The following is a 19,150-nucleotide window of genomic DNA, read 5'->3' on the forward strand; positions in this document are numbered from 1 at the left end:
CATGCATTACAGGGTGATTATTTACGTACAACCGTATAACCTTTATCCTCGAGCAGTTTAATCACGCCATGTTCCCCCAGATAGTGGGCTGCGCCGACGACGATGAAGTACTCCGATTTCTTGTCGCTTTTCAGGTATCCGTCGATTTTATCGGCCATGCCGATGTTGCGGTCGATCAGCATCGCTTTGTTATACTCCGCGTCTCCTGCCATGCTGTTCGTCAGCTCCAGCAGCGCCTTTTCGTCCCCTTTTTTCCACATGTCCGCCATTTGGTCAACGCCGTCGTCCAGGACGTCGAAATTGTCCAGTGCTGCTTTGAGGTTCTTCTCCTGCAGCTCTTTGGAGAACTGATCGAACATGCTCAGTTGGGACTCGTAGGATTCCAGCTCCACGATCGGAATTTTGCGCTCCAGCGCCTTTTGAATGAAGTATAGGTCAATGCCTTCCGTTGCCTCGTATCCGGCCATGACCGATTTCAGGCTGCTGATGGTCGTCTCCACGACCCATGGTTTGAATGCATCCAGTGCATCCCGTTTCATTCCGTTTTGCTCCAGAATGTCCCCCACTTTTGCATACGTTTCCTTAGACACATGGTCCTTCAGCGTCGTGCCGTCCTGGTACATGCCCAGCTTCATGATCATGTTCTGCTGCTCTTCGTCGGCTGCCTTGCTGAGGTCAATCTCAACGCCTAAATAATCGGCTTCGGCAAAGGCCTGCTCGAATTCCGGGCGAAGCGGATAGAAGCTGTCGTCCGCAATATGCATGGATCCTACCAGGTACACCGTGTTCCCGTTATTTTGCACTTCCCACATGAAGCCGCGGCCGGCTTCTTTCGTTGCTTTCGAGAGCAGGAATACCGTGCGGGTTGCCGGATCCCAATAGACCGTGTAACCGGCGGCTTCACCAATGGTGCGGACCGGCACGTAAGTCACGCCGTTAACCTGTTTCGTCTTGCTGCTCAGCGTGATCTTCTGATCACCCGCAACGGCATGAATGGTTCCGTTCTCTACATCGGTCAGCTTTACGTTTAGCGCTTCAAGCGTCGTGCGCAGCGGGACCAGCGTAGTGCCCTGATCAACAATAGGTGCACTCGTGGCAAAATCGATGGTCTTGTTATTGACCTTGAGTTCCGGCTGCAGCGGAGCAGCCATGGCCGGAGCCGATATAGCGAGCATTCCTGCAGAAATCATAAGAGATAAGAGCGTTCGTTTCCAACTTTTCATTTAGAGATTCCCCTTATTGTAGTTTATAGACTGGGCTGTTACTGTTCTGCCGTCTTCCGCGGCATCTTGATCACCGCCAGCAGTATACAGCCCATTCCCGCCCCAGTCAGCAGGCCGTCCGCAAAGTCGTTTAATACCACACCCGTATGCTTCAGGGCCAGCGGACCGACGATCAGCAGCATACCTGCCGCGATGACGTATGGAAAAGCCTTTTTACTCATGCCGAGTCTCTCCTTATCAAACAAATTAAATGAGAATCCTTGCCTAAATCTTGTAAGCTTTCATGGCCTTGCGCAGCTCTTTGATGGATGGGCGCTTGCCGTACATCAGGACGCCGGTGCGGTAGATTTTCGCGGATAGCCAGCCAAAAAACAGTATGGACACCAGCAGCAAAACGAGCGATATGAGAATCTGCCAAGTCGGCACCGTCCCCATCCCGATCCGCACGAGCATCGCGGTAGGAGCGGTGAACGGAATGAAGCTCGTCACCTTGATCAGCATGCTGCCCGATGCAGTAATGCTGAACAGTCCGATGTAAAACGAGACCAGACCCAGCATCGTAATCGGCATTACGGCCTGGCCGAGATCCTCGGTACGGCTGACAATCGATCCGATGGCCGCGTACAGCACCGCATACAGGAAGTAACCCAAGATATAGAACACCAGTCCGTAGAGCAGCACCGGCAGGTTAATATCCGAGATGCTCAGGCTGTATCCTTGCAGAATGTCCTGGTTATGCGGCAGCATCAGGTTCGCCCCGACCACGACGCCAAACACTGCAATTTGCACAATCCCGACCAGGAAAATACCGATCACTTTCCCGAACATCTGGGCCAGCGGCGAAACGCTGGTGATGAGGATTTCCATGATCCGCGAGCTTTTCTCCGACGTTACTTCGGCTGCTATCATGTTGCCTGTCATCATATTGGAGGTAAAGAACAGAATCAGCAGCACATAAACGACTACATAGTTCATGGCTTTCTGCATGTCTTCGCGGTGGGTGTCTCCCCCAGCCTCCGTCTTACCCTCCGCGTTAATCCGCACCGTATCAAGCTTGACCGGTTCGTTCAGAGCGGCGATCTGCTCCGCAGACAGCGCATCCTTGGCGATTACGGTCGTTTTGACCGTCTGCAGCGCAGGCATCAGAAAGCTGCTGATTCCCTGCCCCATGCCGTCTTCACCGCCGGTGAAAGTGACAGCAGGAAATGCCCCCTCCCCGCCGTCAAAAGAGAGGTAACCCTCGATCTTCCCGTCTTCCAGGTCCTTTTTCGCCTGATCCGGAGCGGTCCCTTCGTATTTGACGAACGTATAGTCCTTATTGCCGGACTGCGCGGCATACTTCTCCAGTTCCGCGGCAATGACCGGCTGCGAGCCGTAGAGAATCCCGATCTGTTCGGCCTTGGATGCGTCGTCACCCTTGATCAGCTTAATGATATACGGCACGTTCATGCCGATCGTAATGAGCAGTGCAAGAATCAGAGTAGTAATCAGAAAAGATTTCGTTCTGGCTTTATTTTTAAACGTAAAACCGATAATCGTCCCGAGCTTATTCATGCGAATCACCCACCTCTTGAATAAAGATTTGGTTCAGCGTCGGCTCCTTGATTTCAAAGCGCTCCACCGTGGTTTCCTGCATCGCCTTCTGCAGAATGGCCTGGGCCGTTTCCGGCGCAGCGATCCGGATGTGGTATCCCCGATCAATGCGTTCCACAGCCGTCACTCCCGGAATCACATCCAGGCCGCCGACATCGCCTGTCGTATGAAGCAGCACTTCCTCACGGGGATAACGGCTCTTGATATCCCGGATATTTCCCTGAACGACCGTATTGGATTTGTGCAAAATCGTAATGCGCTGGCACAGCTCTTCGACATGCTCCATCCGGTGTGTGGAGAATAGAATGCTGGTTCCCTCGTCCCGCAGTTCCTTGACGGTCGCCTTCAGCAGTTCAACGTTGACCGGGTCCAGTCCGCTGAACGCTTCATCTAAAATGACGATTTGCGGCTTGTGCACGATCGCGGCGATAAAGCCCATTTTCTGCTGATTGCCCTTGGACAGCTCCTCGATCCGCTTATCGTAATACTCCGGAACGTCAAAGCGTTCCAGCCAGTAGCGCAGGCTCTTATCCGCGTCTTGCTGCGACATGCCCCGAAGACGGGCCAGATAGACGATCTGCTCGCTGACCTTGATTTTCGGATACAGCCCTCTTTCTTCCGGCAGGTATCCCATGATTTGCTGAAGCCCCGCATGATAGGGCTTGCCGTTATACAGAATCTCTCCCCCGTCCGGATAAATCAGGCCAAGCACCATACGCATCGTCGTCGTTTTGCCGGCACCGTTCGCCCCAAGCAGCCCGTAAATTTCTCCTCTGCCGACCTCCAGCGAGATTTGGTTGACTGCGGTTTTATCTCCGTATTGTTTTACCACGTTAACTAGTTTTAATGGTTCCATGTGTCTGCTCCTCCCCCTCCTGCACGCCGGCAGGCTTATATCCTTGCAACCACAACGTTAAAATCTCGTCCAGCTCCAAAGCCCGTGTCTTCAGCACGTTGATACCTGAATCGTACAGGATCTGTTCCAGCTCACGGCATGACGTCGTCACCACACGCGTAACGCCATGGGATTCCTGCTGCGTCTGCACAATGTTCGGCAGTTCTTCCAGATCGGTCTCGGGGCACCCTGCCCACACTTCCTTCCAGTTGTCCAGCAGACTGTCCTTCTCCGCCATCCCCATCCACTTGCCGTGGTGAATCAGCATGACGTAGTCCGCCAGCCTTTTCACCTCATCAATAATGTGCGTGGACAGTACAATCGTCGTATCTTCGGTCTGCAGGCATTCCCTAAGCACCTCGATCATCATTTTACAGGCAAAAGGGTCCAGACCCGACGATGGTTCATCCAGCAGCAGCAGCTTGGGATGCGGTGCAAGGGCCGCGGCAATTTCGTATTTGCGGCGCTCCCCCTTGGACATTTTGCGCAGCCTCGTCGCTTTCGGTACCTGAAACAGATCGCACAGCTTTTCAAAATAAGGCTGATCCCATTCCGGATACCAGTACGCCCGAAAGGCCGCGGCTTCCTCGGCGGTCAAGTTATCCTCCTCCAGGTTGGATTTTTCCGCCACATACCCGATCTGTCTGCGCACTTCCGTAGGAATGCCTTTACTGTAAGCGTGGCCGAACCAGGAAATGCGCCCCGAATCCGGAAACACCGTCTGCAGCAGCATGTGGATCAGCGTGCTCTTGCCGGAGCCGTTCTCGCCAATCAGCCCGTACACATAGCCTTTCGGCAGGGCCAGGTCGATCGGTCCGATCGTTTTATGCCGTCTCTGCTTGGTCACGCCTTCCATTCGTATGATGGGCTGTTCCATTTATGCCTCACCTTCTCCCTTCTCCGGATGGTACTTTCTTTTCAGTATCGATAAAAACAGCTCCCTCAGCTCATCTTCCTCGCATTTAACGGACATCCCGACATCCACAGCATGGCTGAGCGCCTCTTCTACCGCCTCCCGCCGGAATACTTCACGCTGTGAAGTACCAACCTTGGCGACAAATGTGCCGGTTCCCTGCTTCGTGCGCAGAAGTCCTTCGCTCTCCAGATCCTGATACACTCTTCGAACCGTAATTACGCTGCAGTTCAGCCCGTTGGCAAACTCTCTAATTGACGGCAAAAGGGTTCCCTCCTCGATCTGTCCGCTGATGATCAGCGATCTTAATTGGGATTCGATTTGATGATAGAGCGGTTCAGCGCTGTTCTCATTCACTTGTATAGGTATCCACACCTTTCGCACCTCACCTTGCTATACTCGTCAGTCCTCTTATTGGTTTCAAAGCTTACACCAGATCTCTAGATTCCAGCCTGCGGAGCGTTCCGATCGAGCACAGCACGAGGCTGATGACTCCGGCCAGCAGCATCCCCCACATCGCCGGCGATAGCAGGCTCCATCGTTTGGATACCTCCACCGTGTACACCAGCAGGTTCCCTCCCGCCGCATAAACGGCTGCTGCTGCCACTACGGAGCCAACGAGGAAAATGAGGGTCGACAGCAGATAAGCTTTGCCATGATTGGAAAACTCAAAATAGATATAGGGTCCTGTCATCATAAGCCCGTAACCGACCCACGTCAGCGCAAAGGCCAGGTAATGTTCAAACCGCATATGATCCAGCAAGGTCCCCTGCACGCAATACATAATCACAAAGAAAATGATGCCGTTCACGGCAAAGGCCAGCACCGATTGTATCACCCGATATACCAAGACCACGCCGTTAGAGATCGGAAGCACCCGGAAGAATGCCAGCATTCGCGTATAGGAATCTTCCGTTAAATACTTGAAGGATCTTCGGGAGAAGTAAAACCCCAGCATCGGAACTAACATCAGCAGGATGAAATCAGCTACCGGACCAAGGGATCGTGCCTCTTCTCGCCCCAGCATCATGACCCCTGTGGTTCCTCCCATGTAGGCAGCAAATATGATCGACCACAGGAGGTACCTTTTCTCGCTGCGCAGATCCTTTCGTACCATCATCCAAGCGTCTTTTATGGTGTTCAACAACAATCGCCCTCGCTTTTTCCGTAATCCATAAGGGTGTATATACAGCACAGGTTCACTGTGCTTATTCACCACTCAGTGTGTATACTGTGTATATGTTTATACACAGTATACAGTGTGCTTGCCGGAGATGCAACGGCGAAATGAAAATATTAACAAAAAAACAGCACCCCATTGTCGGGTGCTGCTTGAAGCAGTGCATGTTGAGTTAGGAAACGCTTGGCATTCCCAAGTATGGCTGAACCGAAAGATCGGCGGCAACGGAACTCGGAAAGCGTGCAAAGAAATCCAGCATGACGTTCGCCATATCCAAATCCTCCGGCGGAACGCTGATTTCGTAACGCGTAAACATCGCATCCTGGGGTTCATGGCGCTCAAACGCAGCGCCGACCGTCTTATAAGCCGTGCTGCCCGGTGCTAAAACGTACGTGACGACATGGTTCCGAACGTAAGCATGATGCAGGAACTTCATCGTCTTCCCGGGAAAGCCCTTTTCTTCGGCCCAATTCTTTAAGGCCGTGAAATAGGAACCGATTAACGCAATGTTGCAGCCCTGACAGGGGCCGCCGTCCAAGTAAACGGCCCTGCGGTCCGGGTGCTGCGGATCAGCAAGCTCAAGGCCCACCGATCCGTTGGCTCCGGTATCGGCCCGGACGACTTCCCAGTGTCTCGGGGCGAGGAGCAGATGCCCCCAGGTTCCGGAAGAATCGCTTAACCAGAACGCTCCCAGATCCGACAAAATCTTCTCCGGGATGACGGTGTCAATCTTCACCTGCAGCGGGCTTGCCGGCTGCATCATGGGTGTGTCTCCGGCATGATATTTCCCTTCGATGCAGTACAGCGGGATTTGATCATCCTGCGGTTTTCGAGCGCCATGTCTCAGCTTCATCACGCCGCATTGAACGCTGCTTGGTTTGAAGCCAGCTTCCTGCTGCTGGCCGGTGGTTCCGCCGCCGGGACTGCCGGCCCCTTGACCCGCTGCCGGATCCCTGTCTGTTCCACCGGCCTGGGCCGTACGATCACCGTCGGTCACAGCGGGTATGTATTTCGGGATGAGCGAAGTGGTAAACATGACAATGAAGCCGCAGAAGAGCAGCATGATGAAAACCCACACCATTTTTTTACTATGTATAAAATTCCTTCTTCGCCTCATGTCATCCCCATACCTTCTCTTAGCTTCGTTCAGTGAACCTTATATATGAATAACGTTTGAAGAAGCACAAAAGTTTCCGCTAGATTGAATGAACTAAAGAAATAATTGTAACAGGACCGCATGGGACCCTTATAACTGGAAGTTCAATGCAAAACTTTGGTTCAATCTATATATCTCGTCTTTCTAAAACTTTTTAACCATTTTAACTGTACCCGACGCCAATACCCTAAAAAATGCAATACAGCACTTCGGAACTGACATCTGGCAAAGAAAACTTGGCGTTATTTCATCCTATTAAACAAACACGAAAAACCTTGGCTTTCCAGCGGAATCAGCGGCTTTTCATAAAAAAAGCCCAGCGGATGTTTCCGCCGGACTCTCTTTGTACCCGATCCACTCGGGTTATGCTCCCAAAATAACATCCCATACCGGCTTTGTATGCCCGCCAGGATACAGGACGTACAGCAGCACGTAAACCACAACACCGGTGATGGCTGTGACAAACCAAATACTTGCCGTAACCCGGCCCCATTTCCGGTGCTTCGCAAACCTTTCCCGGAATGCCAGAACCAGCGTTGTAATCCCGAATACCGCAGCAACCGTCGCCAGAACGATATGGAAGATCAGGAAGATCTGATAGTAGATCTTCATTTCGTCCGAGCCGCCCCATGAGGTGTTGCCGACAAAGGCCGTTCTGGACACGTAAATAATGAAAAACAGCAGCGCTGCAATAGCGCCCCAGATCATCACTTTTTTATGGGCGTCCCGTTTGCCTTGAACGATCAAGGCCCATCCGATGGCCACCAGAATCGCACTGATGACGATGAATGAAGTGCTGATCGTAGGGAACAGCGTATACAAATCCATGAAAATCCTCCTTAACGCTTAGACCAACTCATGCCCGGTTCAAAGAACCGTCAGAAAGATCGGTTGGAATGATATCGTCGTCATCCTCTTTATTTTCGCTCTTGTACCAGCGGAAGAATACCCTCGCCAGCATCGAAGCGAATATAAATTCCTGAATGAACTTCATGACGATGCCGCCCAGTTGTTGGTCGACCTTGGTGCTCAGCCCATAGAAAAAGCTTGGTCCGCCGAAAGTCTGCAGCAGAGCCGACGTATCGCCCGATACGCAGTATCCCATCGCTTTGGCCCACGTATTGGGATCGCTGTAGGTCGCATACATCGGTTGCGTCGAGAAAATGATCAGGCCGCAAGCAGGCGTCAGCAGCACCATGTTCAGAAAAATAAACCCGATCTTCGCAAGGCCCGATGCCTGGTGTTTCTCCGGCAGCGGATTAATGAGCGTCCACCACATAAGCGCGGCAGCGATGAACAAAACGATATAGTACAGCCGGTGTACCGCAAAATGCAGCATGACATAGTCGTGGATCGCAGGGATATGGTAGAACGAAAACAATCCGTTAAATACGACAGCTGCGACCACCGGCTTGGTCAGAAAACCTAGCTTCTTGAACGGGTTGATCCGGTCAAAAGCACGCCACAGCCAGGTCGGAATCCCCAGCATAATAAGCGGCGTAGCTACCAGGTAAGACAAAGCCATCGATGTCATGTGGAACGTAAACATAATGTGGCCCAGCAGACTCACCGGTCCGCCCTGAGCGAGATACAGGAAGAACATACCGCTGACGAACATGATCTTTTTGCCGATCGATACGGGCTCGGCATCCGCGAACTTCTCACTGAGCGGGCCGATAACAACAAAATATGCGGCCGTTACCAGCAGCATAAACGCCAGAAACAACGGACTGAACAAGGCGGCAAAGCTAAAATATTCTAACCCCAGCATATGAAAACCTCCTCCCGCCGGGCGGAATTTCTGTCGATATTGTGACACCTTGATGCCATTTAAAAAAAGAGGGGGCATCCGGCCCGCCTCTTTTTATTTTACCACCAAACCCAATACAATGCTGTGACGATCGCAGTAAATGCGACAAAGCCACCACCGCACATGAAGATAATCGGCATCAAATGTCCTTTATCCTTCAAGTGCATCCAGTATCCCAACTGAACCAGTGCCTGCAACACCGCCATCACGACGAGAAGTATAACCGTGAAGGCGACGTTCACCCCGCCAGCCATAACCGAAGCAAAAGCGATGGCGGTCAGGATAATGGAGAAAATAAATACGATGACATGCTTTTGCGGTCCTTCATGACGATGACCGTGTTTTACCGTATCATCTTGATGCTGTTCAACCGTAGTCATAATCTTAGCCCACCTTTCCAAGCAGGTAAACGACCGAGAAGATGAAGACCCATACGACGTCGATAAAGTGCCAGTACATGGCCGACACGTAAACCTTCGGAGCCGTTACGACCGTTAACCCCTTTTTGTACAGCTGGCCGATCAGAATACCGATCCAGCATACACCGAATGCAACGTGAGCTCCGTGGAAACCGACCAGCGTGTAGAACGCCGAACTGAAGGCACTTGTCGTCATGCCGAATTTCTCGGCGGTGACATACTCGTGGAACTCGTAAATCTCGAGGCCAAGGAAGCCAAGGCCCAGAATAACCGTAATGATCAACCACAATCTGAGTGCAGCTGCTTTATGACGGTGCAACGCCTGTACGGCGAATACACTCGTCAAACTGCTGACAAGCAGGATCAACGTGGCTGCAGCCGTCGTTGGCAGCGAGAAGAGCTCATGGGCTGTCGGGCCGTCATTGGTCTGGTTGCGAAGCGCCAGGAACGTGGCGAACAGGGTACCGAAGAGCACGGACTCTCCGCCAAGGAAGAGCCAGAAGCCAAGCACTTTGTTGCGGCCTTCCAGGGTTGCTTTCTCCGGTTCATGCGGCAATGAGCCGTTTACCGATTCTGCGTGTGCCGATGTCATGCTTTAACCCCCTCTTCTTCCAGTTCTTCCGGTTCGATATGCCAGCCATGATCGTCAAACAGCGAACGAAGCAGCATCGATCCGAACGTAATGACAAGTCCGATAATGACGACGATCCAGTTGTTGAAGATCATGCTCATAAAGGAATTGTTGAATTTCTCACTGCTGAACATCAGTCCGAGACCGGCGATGAAAATACCGACGGACATTACAAAAGGCAAAATCGTTGGCGAAGGCATATGGATGGATCCCAGCGGTTCTGCAGGAGTCATCTCTTTGTTGCCTGCCATTTTTTCTTTCCAGTAAGCGTCAAGTCCGCGTACCAGCGGGATTTGTTTAAAGTTGTACTCAGGAGGTGGCGATGGAATCGCCCATTCGAGCGTACGTCCGTCTTCCCAAGGATCGTTGGCCACGCCTTTTGGCTTGGCGGCAGTAATAAAGCAGTTGAACAAGAACAGCAGAACGCCGACAGCCATCAGGAACGCCCCGACCGTACTTACCAAGTTCAATGTATCGAAGTCCTGGTTAGGCAGATACGTAAAGATACGGCGCTGCATCCCCATGAGTCCGAGGAAATGCTGTACGAAGAATGTCAAATGGAAGCCGATTGCAAAGAACCAGAACGTCCATTTACCAATCGTTTCGTTGAGTACGCGGCCGAACATTTTAGGCCACCAGTAGTGCAGACCCGCAAAGAGACCGAATACCAGACCACCTACGATTACGTAGTGGAAGTGGGCAACGACGAAGTAAGTATCATGGAACTGGTAGTCCGCAGGCGCGGATGCCAGCATGACCCCGGTAACACCACCCATGACGAATGTAGGAACGAAACCAATGGCAAACAGGTTTGCGCTCGTAAAGCGGATCTGTCCGCCCCACATCGTAAAGAGCCAGTTGAAGATCTTGATCCCCGTCGGAACGGCGATCAGCATCGTCGCGATCGAGAACAGCGCGTTCGCAATCGGTCCGAGACCGGTTGTGAACATGTGGTGAGCCCAAACCATGAAGCCCAGGAAGGCGATCAGGATGGTCGCGAACACCATCGAGCTGTAACCGAAAAGACGTTTGCGTGCAAAAGTTGGAATAACTTCAGAAATAACCCCGAAAGCAGGCAAAATGAGAATATATACTTCAGGGTGACCAAAGATCCAGAAAATATGCTGCCAAAGAACGGGGTTACCGCCATTGGATACTTCAAAGAAATTCGCTCCCAAAATACGGTCAAATGAGAGCAGCACCAGACCTACCGTAATGGCAGGGAAAGCAAACAGAATCATCGCGGAAGTAATGAAAGATGTCCATGTGAACATCGGCATCCGCATAAAAGACATTCCCGGTGCGCGCATCGTAATGATCGTCGCCAGGAAGTTGATGCCGCCGATCAGTGTACCGAGACCGGCGATCTGGAGACCGACCGTATAGAAGTCGACACCGTGCGTTGTACTGTAAGTTGAAGTCGATAACGGCGTATAGGCCGTCCAGCCGGCGTCAGGCGCGCCGCCCATAATCCAGCTCAGGTTCAGCAGGATTCCGCCGAACAGGAACGTCCAGAAGCCAAGTGCGTTGACGAATGGGAAAGCGACGTCACGGGCGCCGATTTGCAGCGGAATTACAGCATTCATCAATGCAAAGATCACTGGCATGACACCAAGGAAGATCATGGTCGTTCCGTGCATCGTGATCAATTCGTTAAAGGTTTGCGCTGATACTAAATCATTCATAGGCTTAATCAATTGCAGACGGATCAGCAAGGCTTCCACGCCGCCGAATCCGAAGAACAAGCCGCCTGCAAGCAAATACAGGATGGCTATCTTCTTGTGGTCCACGGTGGTGAGCCAGTCCATCAAGCCCGTATGACGCTTGACACTGTGAGTATGAGCCAAGGTTGGTACCCCCTCTTATTCAATCTTGCTGTTACTAGTAATTCAATTTATAGTTGGCCAAGTAATCGGCAATACCATCGATTTGTTCGTCAGTCAGACCGAGATCCTTCGGATTAGGCATTTTGTTGCCTGGCTTAACGGCTTGTGGATCCATCAGCCATTCTTTCAGGTTCTCTTTGACTGGTTTCCCGCCATCTTGGCCTTCGTTCAGCAAGATACCTGCAACCGATTCACGGGAACCGATGCCGGTAAGGTTAGGGCCTACAGGTCCGCCTTGGTCGCCAACAGCATGGCAGGACAAGCATTGTTTCTTGAAGGTTTCTGCCAAAGCCGGATCTTCAGGAAGCACAGCCGGTGCCTTCATGGCAGTTACCCAGTTATTGAAGGAATCTCCGTTAACCGCTTTAACCTTGAATTCCATGAAACCGTGGGAAGGTCCGCAGAGCTCCGCACATTTACCACGGTAAACGCCTTCTTTATCGGCGCTGAAGCTGAATCTGTTAATGGTACCATCCGGGTTGGTATCCATCTTACCCGAGAGCGAAGGAACCCAGAACGAGTGGAGTACATCCGCCGTTTTCAGCTCAAACGCAATCTTCTTCCCAGTCGGAATAACCAGGGTTTGGGCCGTTTTCACACCGTACTGCGGATACTCGAACTCCCACCAGTATTGGTGCGACGTAACCTTAACCTGTACGGCGTCCTTATCATTGTAATGATCGTCACCGAAAGCAAAGATCTGCTGTACGGTAGGAACAGCCAAAATAATAACCAGAACGAGCGGAATCACTGTCCAGATGATTTCCAGCTTGAAGTTGCCTTCAACTTGCTCAGGCACACCGTTCTGCCCTTTTCTTCTGCGGAACTTCACAAGCACGTATGCCGCAATCGCGAAAACGATTACGAGTACCACAATCATGATTGAGATTGCGAGCTTCATCAATCCCAGCTGTTCTTGAGCCACCGGTCCCTGTGGTCTCAGAACCGACAAGTCCTCGCGGCCGCACCCGGCTAAAAGCAGAGAAAATACTGCGAGCAAGGGAAGAAGTCGCTTTACAGCCTGCCACCGTTTCATCATTGATCTACCCCACTTTTTCCATTTTCGCAGGCTCCGCTGAAAGCACATTCAACGGCCATTCACCTGCACTATCACGAATGATTTGCTACTGTCAATTAAAACAATCACCTATTAAATATAAGTTTCCAGTACTATTTTGTCAATGTTTCCAACCTAGTTCACAAATTGTTCGAAAAGTGCCGAAAGTCGCGCCACAAAAGCTTTTGCAATCGTTTTCAGCGGGTTTACATCCCGCTTGCCAGCCCCATTACGTGCAACCCGGTCCATCCTCCTTCGTATACCCAAGTTTCAACGTTTACATTCATTTTTACCTGTTATGGAATTTTTGAATCGTCAAATTCAAACAAAAAAGAACCTGGGGACAGGTTCTTTTTGTCGATCGAAATATGACAAATTGTGGCGAATCCTTCCGGGTCACTGCTGTGTTAATATCAACGGGCCGTCCCGGGTGACGGCAACCGTATGCTCAAACTGCACACCCCTGCTTCCGTCCGCTGTTTGCACGCTCCAGCCGTCATCGTTCCAGAGCACCGCCCCCGAAGGCCCGAGGGTAAAAATCGGCTCGATGGTGATGACCAGCCCTTCAACAAGCTTCAACCCCTCGCGACGATTCCCAAACGCCGGCACGTCCGGCGGCTCATGCAGCGACCGGCCGATGCCGTGGCCTACCAATGGCTTGACGATGCCGTATCGGCTCCGCCTGGCCACCTTCTCCAACGCATAGCCGATATCTCCGATCGTGTTGCCCGCGACGGCCTGCGCGATGCCTTTGTACAGTGCCTTTTCGGTGCGCTTCAACAAACGCTCCAGCGGTTTGCTGACCCTGCCGACGGGATAACTCCATCCGGAGTCGGCCAGCCAGCCGTCTTTGTTGACTACGATGTCGATGGTGACCACGTCCCCTTCCGCCAAGGGAACCTCGTCGGGAAAGCCGTGACATACGGTATCGTTCACCGAAGCACATGTGGCATAAGGATATCCCTTAAACCCCTTCTGTTCAGGAACGGCTCCCTGCCTGGCCAAATATTCCTCAACCCAATCGTTGATCTGCATTGTCGTAATGCCGGGTGTGATTTTATCCGCAACTCCCCGATGACAGGACGAAAGGATGCGTCCCGCTTCCTGCATGTATCCGATCTCTTCCCTGCTCTTCAGCGTAATCTCCAAGCGCCGCACGTCCTTTCCGATGCTAAAGAATGATGAATTAGACCGTGGTTTAATATATGCCCGGAGTCGCGCATACAGGTACATGAAATACAAAAAACCGTATCCCGCGCAGGTTCCGCGGAATACGGTCATGTTATCAGGCTATTCTTCAGCTTCATCGTAATCGTGTCCAAATCTTCAACTGCAATTCAATAAGCGATACGCTCGTTACGGCCAGCTTTGTCAGGAAACAGACGAATTCATCCGCCCTAACTCATGTTCCACAACCGAGGTTAATTCCTCTTCGTATCCCCCCATAATATGATATTTCCGGACGTACTCCTTAACAAACTTCTTCGGATCCTTGGGCCGGAAAATTCGTGTCATCTCGCGCAGACTTTCTTTAACTTCATTGTGACCTTTCGTTGCCATGATAGTTCCCTCCCAAAACACTTGAATGGATTGCTCCAGTTTGAGAATGCCGAAAAGACCTTACCTGACATCTGTGAAGTCGTCATTTGCAGTTATAGGTTTGGGCTGAACGCTCCCGGCTGCCGCTAAAGGTATCTGACACTAAGAATACCCTAAGAGGATGTTATTGAATCACTCCCTTCATTGTATCATATTCTAATGCTGAAAACAGCTTTCCAAAAAAATGTAAGGAATTACTTTTTTTCGAGTGCAGTCCTGCCGGATTTAAAGTACTTTCCAGACTGCCCGTTTATTTGGATATCGGCATTTCGGGTTAAGTTAATGATACCGGTCAACCATCGCCCGTACCGGAGAACGATCCAGAAGAGAGGAGCCGGTCCCATTGAATCGTCCCGTTCTGCTGTTATCCTCCCCGCCGCTTCACACGCCTGCCTTCCCCACCTTCTCGCCGGAGCAGGAAGACGTCAGGCCTGAACCGCTTGAAGAGGCACACGCCCAGATCTTGAGGCGTTATCCGAAAATGCGCAGCTTTCTCGTCGTCAGGCACGGCAGGCTTATTTATGAGCGGTATTATAATGAAGCCGGACCCGGCACCCTGCATGATCTCCGCTCGGCGACAAAGAGCATCACGTCCACCCTCGCAGGGATTGCCGTAAGTAGACGAGAGCTTCCCGGCCTGGACGAACCGCTGATGCCTTATCTGCGGGACTATGCGCGGAAATTGACCGACCCGCTCTTAGAGGAGGTGCTGACGCTTCGGCGCCTGCTCACAATGTCGACGGGGTTCCGCTGGCAGACAGGCAAAACGCTCGGCGAACCGTTGATCCACCGATTTCACCGCAGCCGTGCCTGGACATCGTTCGCCCTCTCGCTGCCGGTAGATGCGCACATGGCCGGCGTCTTCCAATACAGAAGCATCGATTCGCACCTGATCTCGGTGCTGATCTCGGAGTGCTGCGGCACGGATGCATACAGCTACGCCCGCCAGCATCTGTTCGGACCGCTCGGGATCGAGTATGCCGCCTGGTCTTCCAGCCCCGAAGCCCATACGATGGGCCATATCGGCTTGTATCTGACCGCCCGGGACATGGCCAAGTTCGGTCTGTGCTGCCTGAATAAAGGCCTGTGGCAGAACCGCCCGGTCATCCCCGAAGCATGGCTCGAACAGGCACTGACCCGGCAGCTCGACGGTTACCCCGCCTTTGGCGACTACGGATACCAGTGGTGGACAGGCCGGATGTGCGGTCAGCCGTTCAGCTGTGCCCATGGTCACGGCGGGCAGCAAATCTACCTTTTTCCAGAGCTGGATGCGGTAGTGGTGTTCACTGCGGACAGCAAGGTCAGCCGCTGGAGAAACCCGCGGTCCCTCCTTCAGCAGCATATTCTCGGCAGCATGGAATGATTAGGCCCGGCGGGATAATCCGCTCCCGGTCCGGGTAACTTAAATGAGAATCAGTTCGTTGAAGGATTTCCTATGGAACGAAGGAGGACTTGTCATGACTAATGAAGATAAACGCATGCTGCCGATTTCCCACGATAAGGTTGAGGTCGATGGCGTATATACCAACGAATCGGGTAGAGAGGAATTGCTTCACCGGGGTGACGAGTTCCCGGCTGACCTGATTTTGGGTTCGACGGAGTGGAAGCTGACCGAATTTACATTCGATAACCACCATGAGGGCCGTACGGACCCGCGCCTGGTTCCCAAAGAAAACGACACCAACAAGCGTGAGAAAATCGTCGGCCCGCGGCGGCAGTTCGGCCAAGGCGGCCACGGAGGCCAGGCGTGAGAGCAGCCCCACTCGTTTAATGCTCTCTTGTATTAAGCCGATCCGACTTTTGAATGGACAGAGTGGATCACTAAGGGCATCCCGCTACCTGAACCCCAGGCGGCCGGGTGCCTTTTTCACTGCTCATAACTTGTCTCCGGGGTTCATATGATAGAAGACAATCCTGCCGTATAGAAGGAGTGGTCTATCTTGTCCCCTTTCAAATCATCCACCGGTCTGCCGGAAAATATGGCCGCCACGCTCTGCTACCTGTTCGCTTTTGTCGGAGGCATCGTCTTCCTTGCCGTTGAGAAGCGCAGCCGCTTCGTCCTTTTTCATGCCTTACAGTCCGTTCTGACTTTTGGCGCGATTATGATCGCCCACATTCTGTCCGGCCTGATCCCGCTGATCGGCCCGGTCATTGCCGCCCTGCTCTCCATCCTGACGCTCGTCGTGTGGGTGGTCATGCTGTTTACGTCCCTGCAGGGAAAATGGCTGAAGCTCCCCTGGATCGGCGACATCGCGGAAAAGCAGCTGCGGCACCTGTAATATGCCCCATTACTAAGGTAGCCCTATCAATATGCCCCGTCTAATGCAGCATAGATGCGGCCCGACTAAACCGTTCCCTTTTCGGTCCGGACTTCTTACAATAAGAATGAAGGGTTTACGTTAGCGTTGGGGGAAAAGCAATGTACTTATTTATCATTAATCCAAAGTCCGGCAACGGCAGGAGCCTCCGTACCTGGAAACGGGTGCGCGAGGCTCTCGATTTGAAAAAGATTGCATACGCATCGCTGTTGACTGCTAGTGCGGAAGAAGTTGATGCGATGGTGACGGAAACGCTGGATCAGCACGGCAGCTGGAACGCCATCGTCGTCATCGGCGGCGACGGCACGATCCACAGCCTCCTGCCGGTATTGAAGCGGACCGGCATCCCGCTTGGGGTGATTCCCGCCGGTTCGGGCAACGACACCGCCCGGGGGTTTGGCATCCCCCGCGATCCGCTCGCCGCGCTGGAGCTCATTCTAACCGGCAGCGCCCAAGCGGCCGATCTCATCTCGGTCGCGGGCGTGCCCGTCATGACGGCGGTGGCCGCCGGCTTCGATGCGCAGGTGAGCGAGAACGTGAACGGCGGCCGGTACAAAAAGATCTGCAACGCCATCGGTGCCGGGCGCCTCGCTTACGTCATCGGCGTGCTGCATACGCTGGTCACGTTCAAGCCGGGTCCCGTAAGCGTGACTTGCGGCGGCCAGACGGTCAGCTATCCGTCAGCCTGGCTGACCGCGGTCAGCAATGTGCCCAGCTACGGCGGCGGACTGCTCATCAATCCGCAGGCGAAGGCGGATGACGGCATGCTGGACGTCTGCGTAGTCCACGATTGCTCTCGGCTCCAGCTGCTGTTCCTGTTCCCGACGGTCCTGAAGGGAACGCATGTGAAGATGCCGATCGTGACCCTCTTTCGCGGAGACACGGTCGGCATCAGGTTTGACCGCCCGCGCCTGGCTCAGGGCGACGGAGAAGACGTATCCGCCCTCCCGATGGATTTCCGGGCGGATCCTGGCGCCATCCGGGTATTCTCGGCGCTTTCTGATATCTAAAAGAAAACCGTCTATCGACGCACAATCAAAGGCCCGCCCCGTAAGAACACGGGGCGGGCCTTTTGAACTTCTATTTTATTCAGAGGAATTAGGCGGCATGCTCATTCCTGGCGGCTTCTCCCTTTTCCGCTGAGGAGACCCCGCCTTTAAAACCGTTGAACATCAAATTCAGAACAATCGCCGTCACGCTGCCGGCCACGATGCCGTTATCCACGAGGATGCGGAGTTCTTCCGGGATGGCCTTGAACAGATCCGGCACGACGCTGACACCCAGCCCCATGCCGACGGAGCAGGCGATGACGAACAGATTTTCAAAGCGGTTCAGGTCAACCTGCCCGCCCAGCATGCGGATGCCGGAGGAGACGACCATTCCGAACAGGGCGACCATCGCCCCGCCGAGCACGGATGTCGGCACCAGCTGGGTCAACGCTGCAATTTTCGGCACAAACCCGATCACGATCAGCAGGCCGCCGGCCACGACAATAACGTCGCGCGTTTTGACGCGGCTCATTTGAACCAGACCGACGTTTTGCGAGTACGTGGTGTAGGGGAAGGAATTGAAAATCCCGCCGAGCACGATCGCCAAGCCTTCGGCGCGATACCCGCGGGCCAGGTCTTTGGAGGAAATGTCTTTGTCGACGATTTTGCCGAGCGCCATAAAGACGCCCGTGGACTCCGCCACGCTGACGATCGCCACCAGAATCATGGTCAGGATCGAGGAGGCATGGAACGTCGGCGTTCCAAAGTTAAACGGCTTGACTGCATGGAACCAGCCGGCTTCCTTGAGCGGGCCCAAATCTACATGGCCGAAAATTGCCGCGGCAACCGTTCCGGCGATCAGGCCGATCAGCACCGAGATGGAACGCAGAAATCCGGTAGCAAAACGGTTCATCAAAATGATAAAGATCAATACGCCGAAGCCAAGGCACAAATTCAGCGGACTGCCGAAATCCTCTGCCCCCTGGCCGCCGCCCAGATCGTTCAACGCGACCGGGATGAGCGTCACCCCGATAATGGTGACGACCGAGCCGGTGACTACCGGCGGGAACAGCTTGATCAGCTTGCCGAATATCCCTGAGAACAGAACAACGAAAATCCCCGACGCGATGATCGCGCCGTAAATGGCCGAGACCCCGTCCTTAAGACCGATGGCGATCATCGGCGATACCGCCTGGAACGCACACCCCAGCATGACCGGCAGCCCGATGCCGAAGAACCGGTTGCCCCATACCTGAAGCAGTGTAGCCACACCGCAGGCCAAGAGGTCGATCGAGATCAGGTAGGTTAACTGTTCGGTCGTAAAGTCCAGGGCCCCTCCTACAATCAGGGGGACGAGAACAGCACCGGCGTACATCGCCAGCACATGCTGAATCCCGAGCGAAAAGGTTTTAAGCGGATGGCGTTTGCCTGTAAGTTGAGTCGTGTCAGCCTGATGATTCTGTTCCATGCCGGTTTCATTC

Annotated in this window: 21 protein-coding genes; 4 read left to right on the plus strand and 17 right to left on the minus strand. The window is 53.1% G+C overall.

The features are described 5' to 3' along the window. Nucleotides 1-17: 17 nt before the first annotated feature. The 16 genes from C7820_RS21010 to C7820_RS21085 form a co-directional block, all read right to left on the minus strand. The gene (locus C7820_RS21010) at nt 18-1,223 is read right to left on the minus strand and encodes a TraB/GumN family protein (RefSeq protein ID WP_116232711.1); all 1,206 of its coding nucleotides are present in this window, start codon (nt 1,221-1,223) and stop codon (nt 18-20) included. Nucleotides 1,224-1,261: 38 nt separating this feature from the next. Next, nucleotides 1,262-1,444, minus strand: coding sequence for a hypothetical protein (locus C7820_RS21015; RefSeq protein ID WP_116232712.1), 183 nt, complete (start codon nt 1,442-1,444; stop codon nt 1,262-1,264). Between the two features lie 43 nt (nt 1,445-1,487). Beyond that, nucleotides 1,488-2,777: an ABC transporter permease gene (locus C7820_RS21020; protein ID WP_116232713.1), complete on the minus strand. Its 1,290-nt coding sequence runs from the start codon at nt 2,775-2,777 to the stop codon at nt 1,488-1,490. Further along, a complete protein-coding gene (locus C7820_RS21025) occupies nt 2,770-3,672 on the minus strand; it encodes an ABC transporter ATP-binding protein (RefSeq protein ID WP_116232714.1) in 903 nt (300 codons plus the stop codon). The genes C7820_RS21020 and C7820_RS21025 overlap by 8 nt, the downstream gene beginning before the upstream one ends. Beyond that, nucleotides 3,650-4,588 carry an ABC transporter ATP-binding protein gene (locus C7820_RS21030; RefSeq protein ID WP_116232715.1) on the minus strand — a complete coding sequence of 313 codons (939 nt, stop codon included), beginning with the start codon at nt 4,586-4,588 and terminating at the stop codon, nt 3,650-3,652. The genes C7820_RS21025 and C7820_RS21030 overlap by 23 nt, the downstream gene beginning before the upstream one ends. Further along, nucleotides 4,589-4,999 carry a GntR family transcriptional regulator gene (locus C7820_RS21035; RefSeq protein ID WP_116232716.1) on the minus strand — a complete coding sequence of 137 codons (411 nt, stop codon included), beginning with the start codon at nt 4,997-4,999 and terminating at the stop codon, nt 4,589-4,591. A 52-nt stretch (nt 5,000-5,051) separates the two neighbouring features. Beyond that, on the minus strand, nt 5,052-5,768 hold the full coding sequence (locus C7820_RS21040; protein WP_147306294.1) for a hypothetical protein: 717 nt from the start codon (nt 5,766-5,768) through the stop codon (nt 5,052-5,054). Nucleotides 5,769-5,976: 208 nt separating this feature from the next. After that, entirely contained in the window at nt 5,977-6,921 is a 945-nt protein-coding gene (locus tag C7820_RS21045; protein ID WP_116232718.1) for a DUF4850 domain-containing protein, read from the minus strand. Nucleotides 6,922-7,323: 402 nt separating this feature from the next. Next, nucleotides 7,324-7,788, minus strand: coding sequence for a DUF420 domain-containing protein (locus C7820_RS21050; RefSeq protein WP_116232719.1), 465 nt, complete (start codon nt 7,786-7,788; stop codon nt 7,324-7,326). Nucleotides 7,789-7,816: 28 nt separating this feature from the next. Continuing rightward, the gene (gene ctaG / locus C7820_RS21055; RefSeq protein WP_076172879.1) at nt 7,817-8,731 is read right to left on the minus strand and encodes a cytochrome c oxidase assembly factor CtaG; all 915 of its coding nucleotides are present in this window, start codon (nt 8,729-8,731) and stop codon (nt 7,817-7,819) included. 98 nt (nt 8,732-8,829) lie between these two features. After that, nucleotides 8,830-9,150 carry a cytochrome C oxidase subunit IV family protein gene (locus tag C7820_RS21060; RefSeq protein WP_116232720.1) on the minus strand — a complete coding sequence of 107 codons (321 nt, stop codon included), beginning with the start codon at nt 9,148-9,150 and terminating at the stop codon, nt 8,830-8,832. Nucleotides 9,151-9,154: 4 nt separating this feature from the next. Next, nucleotides 9,155-9,781: a cytochrome (ubi)quinol oxidase subunit III gene (locus tag C7820_RS21065; RefSeq protein ID WP_116232721.1), complete on the minus strand. Its 627-nt coding sequence runs from the start codon at nt 9,779-9,781 to the stop codon at nt 9,155-9,157. Then, a complete protein-coding gene (ctaD, locus tag C7820_RS21070) occupies nt 9,778-11,628 on the minus strand; it encodes a cytochrome c oxidase subunit I (RefSeq protein WP_076172975.1) in 1,851 nt (616 codons plus the stop codon). The genes C7820_RS21065 and ctaD overlap by 4 nt, the downstream gene beginning before the upstream one ends. A 73-nt stretch (nt 11,629-11,701) precedes the next feature. Next, nucleotides 11,702-12,745, minus strand: coding sequence for a cytochrome c oxidase subunit II (gene coxB / locus C7820_RS21075; protein ID WP_076172876.1), 1,044 nt, complete (start codon nt 12,743-12,745; stop codon nt 11,702-11,704). Between the two features lie 414 nt (nt 12,746-13,159). Next, on the minus strand, nt 13,160-13,912 hold the full coding sequence (gene map, locus C7820_RS21080; RefSeq protein WP_116233115.1) for a type I methionyl aminopeptidase: 753 nt from the start codon (nt 13,910-13,912) through the stop codon (nt 13,160-13,162). 222 nt (nt 13,913-14,134) lie between these two features. After that, nucleotides 14,135-14,323, minus strand: coding sequence for a hypothetical protein (locus C7820_RS21085; RefSeq protein WP_036651115.1), 189 nt, complete (start codon nt 14,321-14,323; stop codon nt 14,135-14,137). A 382-nt stretch (nt 14,324-14,705) separates the two neighbouring features. Here C7820_RS21085 and C7820_RS21090 point away from each other — a divergent pair, with 382 nt between their 5' ends. The 4 genes from C7820_RS21090 (at nt 14,706) to C7820_RS21105 (ending at nt 17,690) form a co-directional block, all read left to right on the plus strand. Continuing rightward, nucleotides 14,706-15,725 (plus strand): serine hydrolase domain-containing protein, encoded by a 1,020-nt coding sequence (locus tag C7820_RS21090; RefSeq protein WP_258875336.1) that lies wholly within the window; start codon nt 14,706-14,708, stop codon nt 15,723-15,725. A 94-nt stretch (nt 15,726-15,819) separates the two neighbouring features. Further along, nucleotides 15,820-16,113, plus strand: coding sequence for a transposase (locus C7820_RS21095; RefSeq protein ID WP_116232722.1), 294 nt, complete (start codon nt 15,820-15,822; stop codon nt 16,111-16,113). 189 nt (nt 16,114-16,302) lie between these two features. Then, nucleotides 16,303-16,641 (plus strand): DUF4870 domain-containing protein, encoded by a 339-nt coding sequence (locus C7820_RS21100; protein ID WP_076172872.1) that lies wholly within the window; start codon nt 16,303-16,305, stop codon nt 16,639-16,641. 140 nt (nt 16,642-16,781) lie between these two features. Then, the gene (locus tag C7820_RS21105; protein WP_116232723.1) at nt 16,782-17,690 is read left to right on the plus strand and encodes a diacylglycerol/lipid kinase family protein; all 909 of its coding nucleotides are present in this window, start codon (nt 16,782-16,784) and stop codon (nt 17,688-17,690) included. 88 nt (nt 17,691-17,778) lie between these two features. Here the strand turns inward: C7820_RS21105 and C7820_RS21110 are convergent, their stop codons facing one another. Next, nucleotides 17,779-19,137, minus strand: coding sequence for a nucleobase:cation symporter-2 family protein (locus C7820_RS21110; RefSeq protein WP_116232724.1), 1,359 nt, complete (start codon nt 19,135-19,137; stop codon nt 17,779-17,781). Nucleotides 19,138-19,150: the final 13 nt, after the last annotated feature.

It is taken from the genome of Paenibacillus sp. VMFN-D1, assembly GCF_003386155.1.
GTDB lineage: Bacteria > Bacillota > Bacilli > Paenibacillales > Paenibacillaceae > Paenibacillus_AQ > Paenibacillus_AQ favisporus.

What these genes read in the sequence shown, in the direction of transcription:
- C7820_RS21010 (WP_116232711.1), bottom strand. Translation starts at nt 1,223, where the DNA reads ATGAAAAGTTGGAAACGAACGCTCTTATCTCTTATGATTTCTGCAGGA.
- ctaG (WP_076172879.1), bottom strand. Translation starts at nt 8,731, where the DNA reads ATGCTGGGGTTAGAATATTTTAGCTTTGCCGCCTTGTTCAGTCCGTTG.
- C7820_RS21020 (WP_116232713.1), bottom strand. Translation starts at nt 2,777, where the DNA reads ATGAATAAGCTCGGGACGATTATCGGTTTTACGTTTAAAAATAAAGCC.
- ctaD (WP_076172975.1), bottom strand. Translation starts at nt 11,628, where the DNA reads ATGGACTGGCTCACCACCGTGGACCACAAGAAGATAGCCATCCTGTAT.
- C7820_RS21050 (WP_116232719.1), bottom strand. Translation starts at nt 7,788, where the DNA reads ATGGATTTGTATACGCTGTTCCCTACGATCAGCACTTCATTCATCGTC.
- C7820_RS21110 (WP_116232724.1), bottom strand. Translation starts at nt 19,137, where the DNA reads ATGGAACAGAATCATCAGGCTGACACGACTCAACTTACAGGCAAACGC.
- C7820_RS21060 (WP_116232720.1), bottom strand. Translation starts at nt 9,150, where the DNA reads ATGACTACGGTTGAACAGCATCAAGATGATACGGTAAAACACGGTCAT.
- C7820_RS21105 (WP_116232723.1), top strand. Translation starts at nt 16,782, where the DNA reads ATGTACTTATTTATCATTAATCCAAAGTCCGGCAACGGCAGGAGCCTC.
- coxB (WP_076172876.1), bottom strand. Translation starts at nt 12,745, where the DNA reads ATGATGAAACGGTGGCAGGCTGTAAAGCGACTTCTTCCCTTGCTCGCA.
- C7820_RS21045 (WP_116232718.1), bottom strand. Translation starts at nt 6,921, where the DNA reads ATGAGGCGAAGAAGGAATTTTATACATAGTAAAAAAATGGTGTGGGTT.
- C7820_RS21025 (WP_116232714.1), bottom strand. Translation starts at nt 3,672, where the DNA reads ATGGAACCATTAAAACTAGTTAACGTGGTAAAACAATACGGAGATAAA.
- C7820_RS21065 (WP_116232721.1), bottom strand. Translation starts at nt 9,781, where the DNA reads ATGACATCGGCACACGCAGAATCGGTAAACGGCTCATTGCCGCATGAA.
- C7820_RS21015 (WP_116232712.1), bottom strand. Translation starts at nt 1,444, where the DNA reads ATGAGTAAAAAGGCTTTTCCATACGTCATCGCGGCAGGTATGCTGCTG.
- C7820_RS21030 (WP_116232715.1), bottom strand. Translation starts at nt 4,588, where the DNA reads ATGGAACAGCCCATCATACGAATGGAAGGCGTGACCAAGCAGAGACGG.
- C7820_RS21095 (WP_116232722.1), top strand. Translation starts at nt 15,820, where the DNA reads ATGACTAATGAAGATAAACGCATGCTGCCGATTTCCCACGATAAGGTT.
- C7820_RS21085 (WP_036651115.1), bottom strand. Translation starts at nt 14,323, where the DNA reads ATGGCAACGAAAGGTCACAATGAAGTTAAAGAAAGTCTGCGCGAGATG.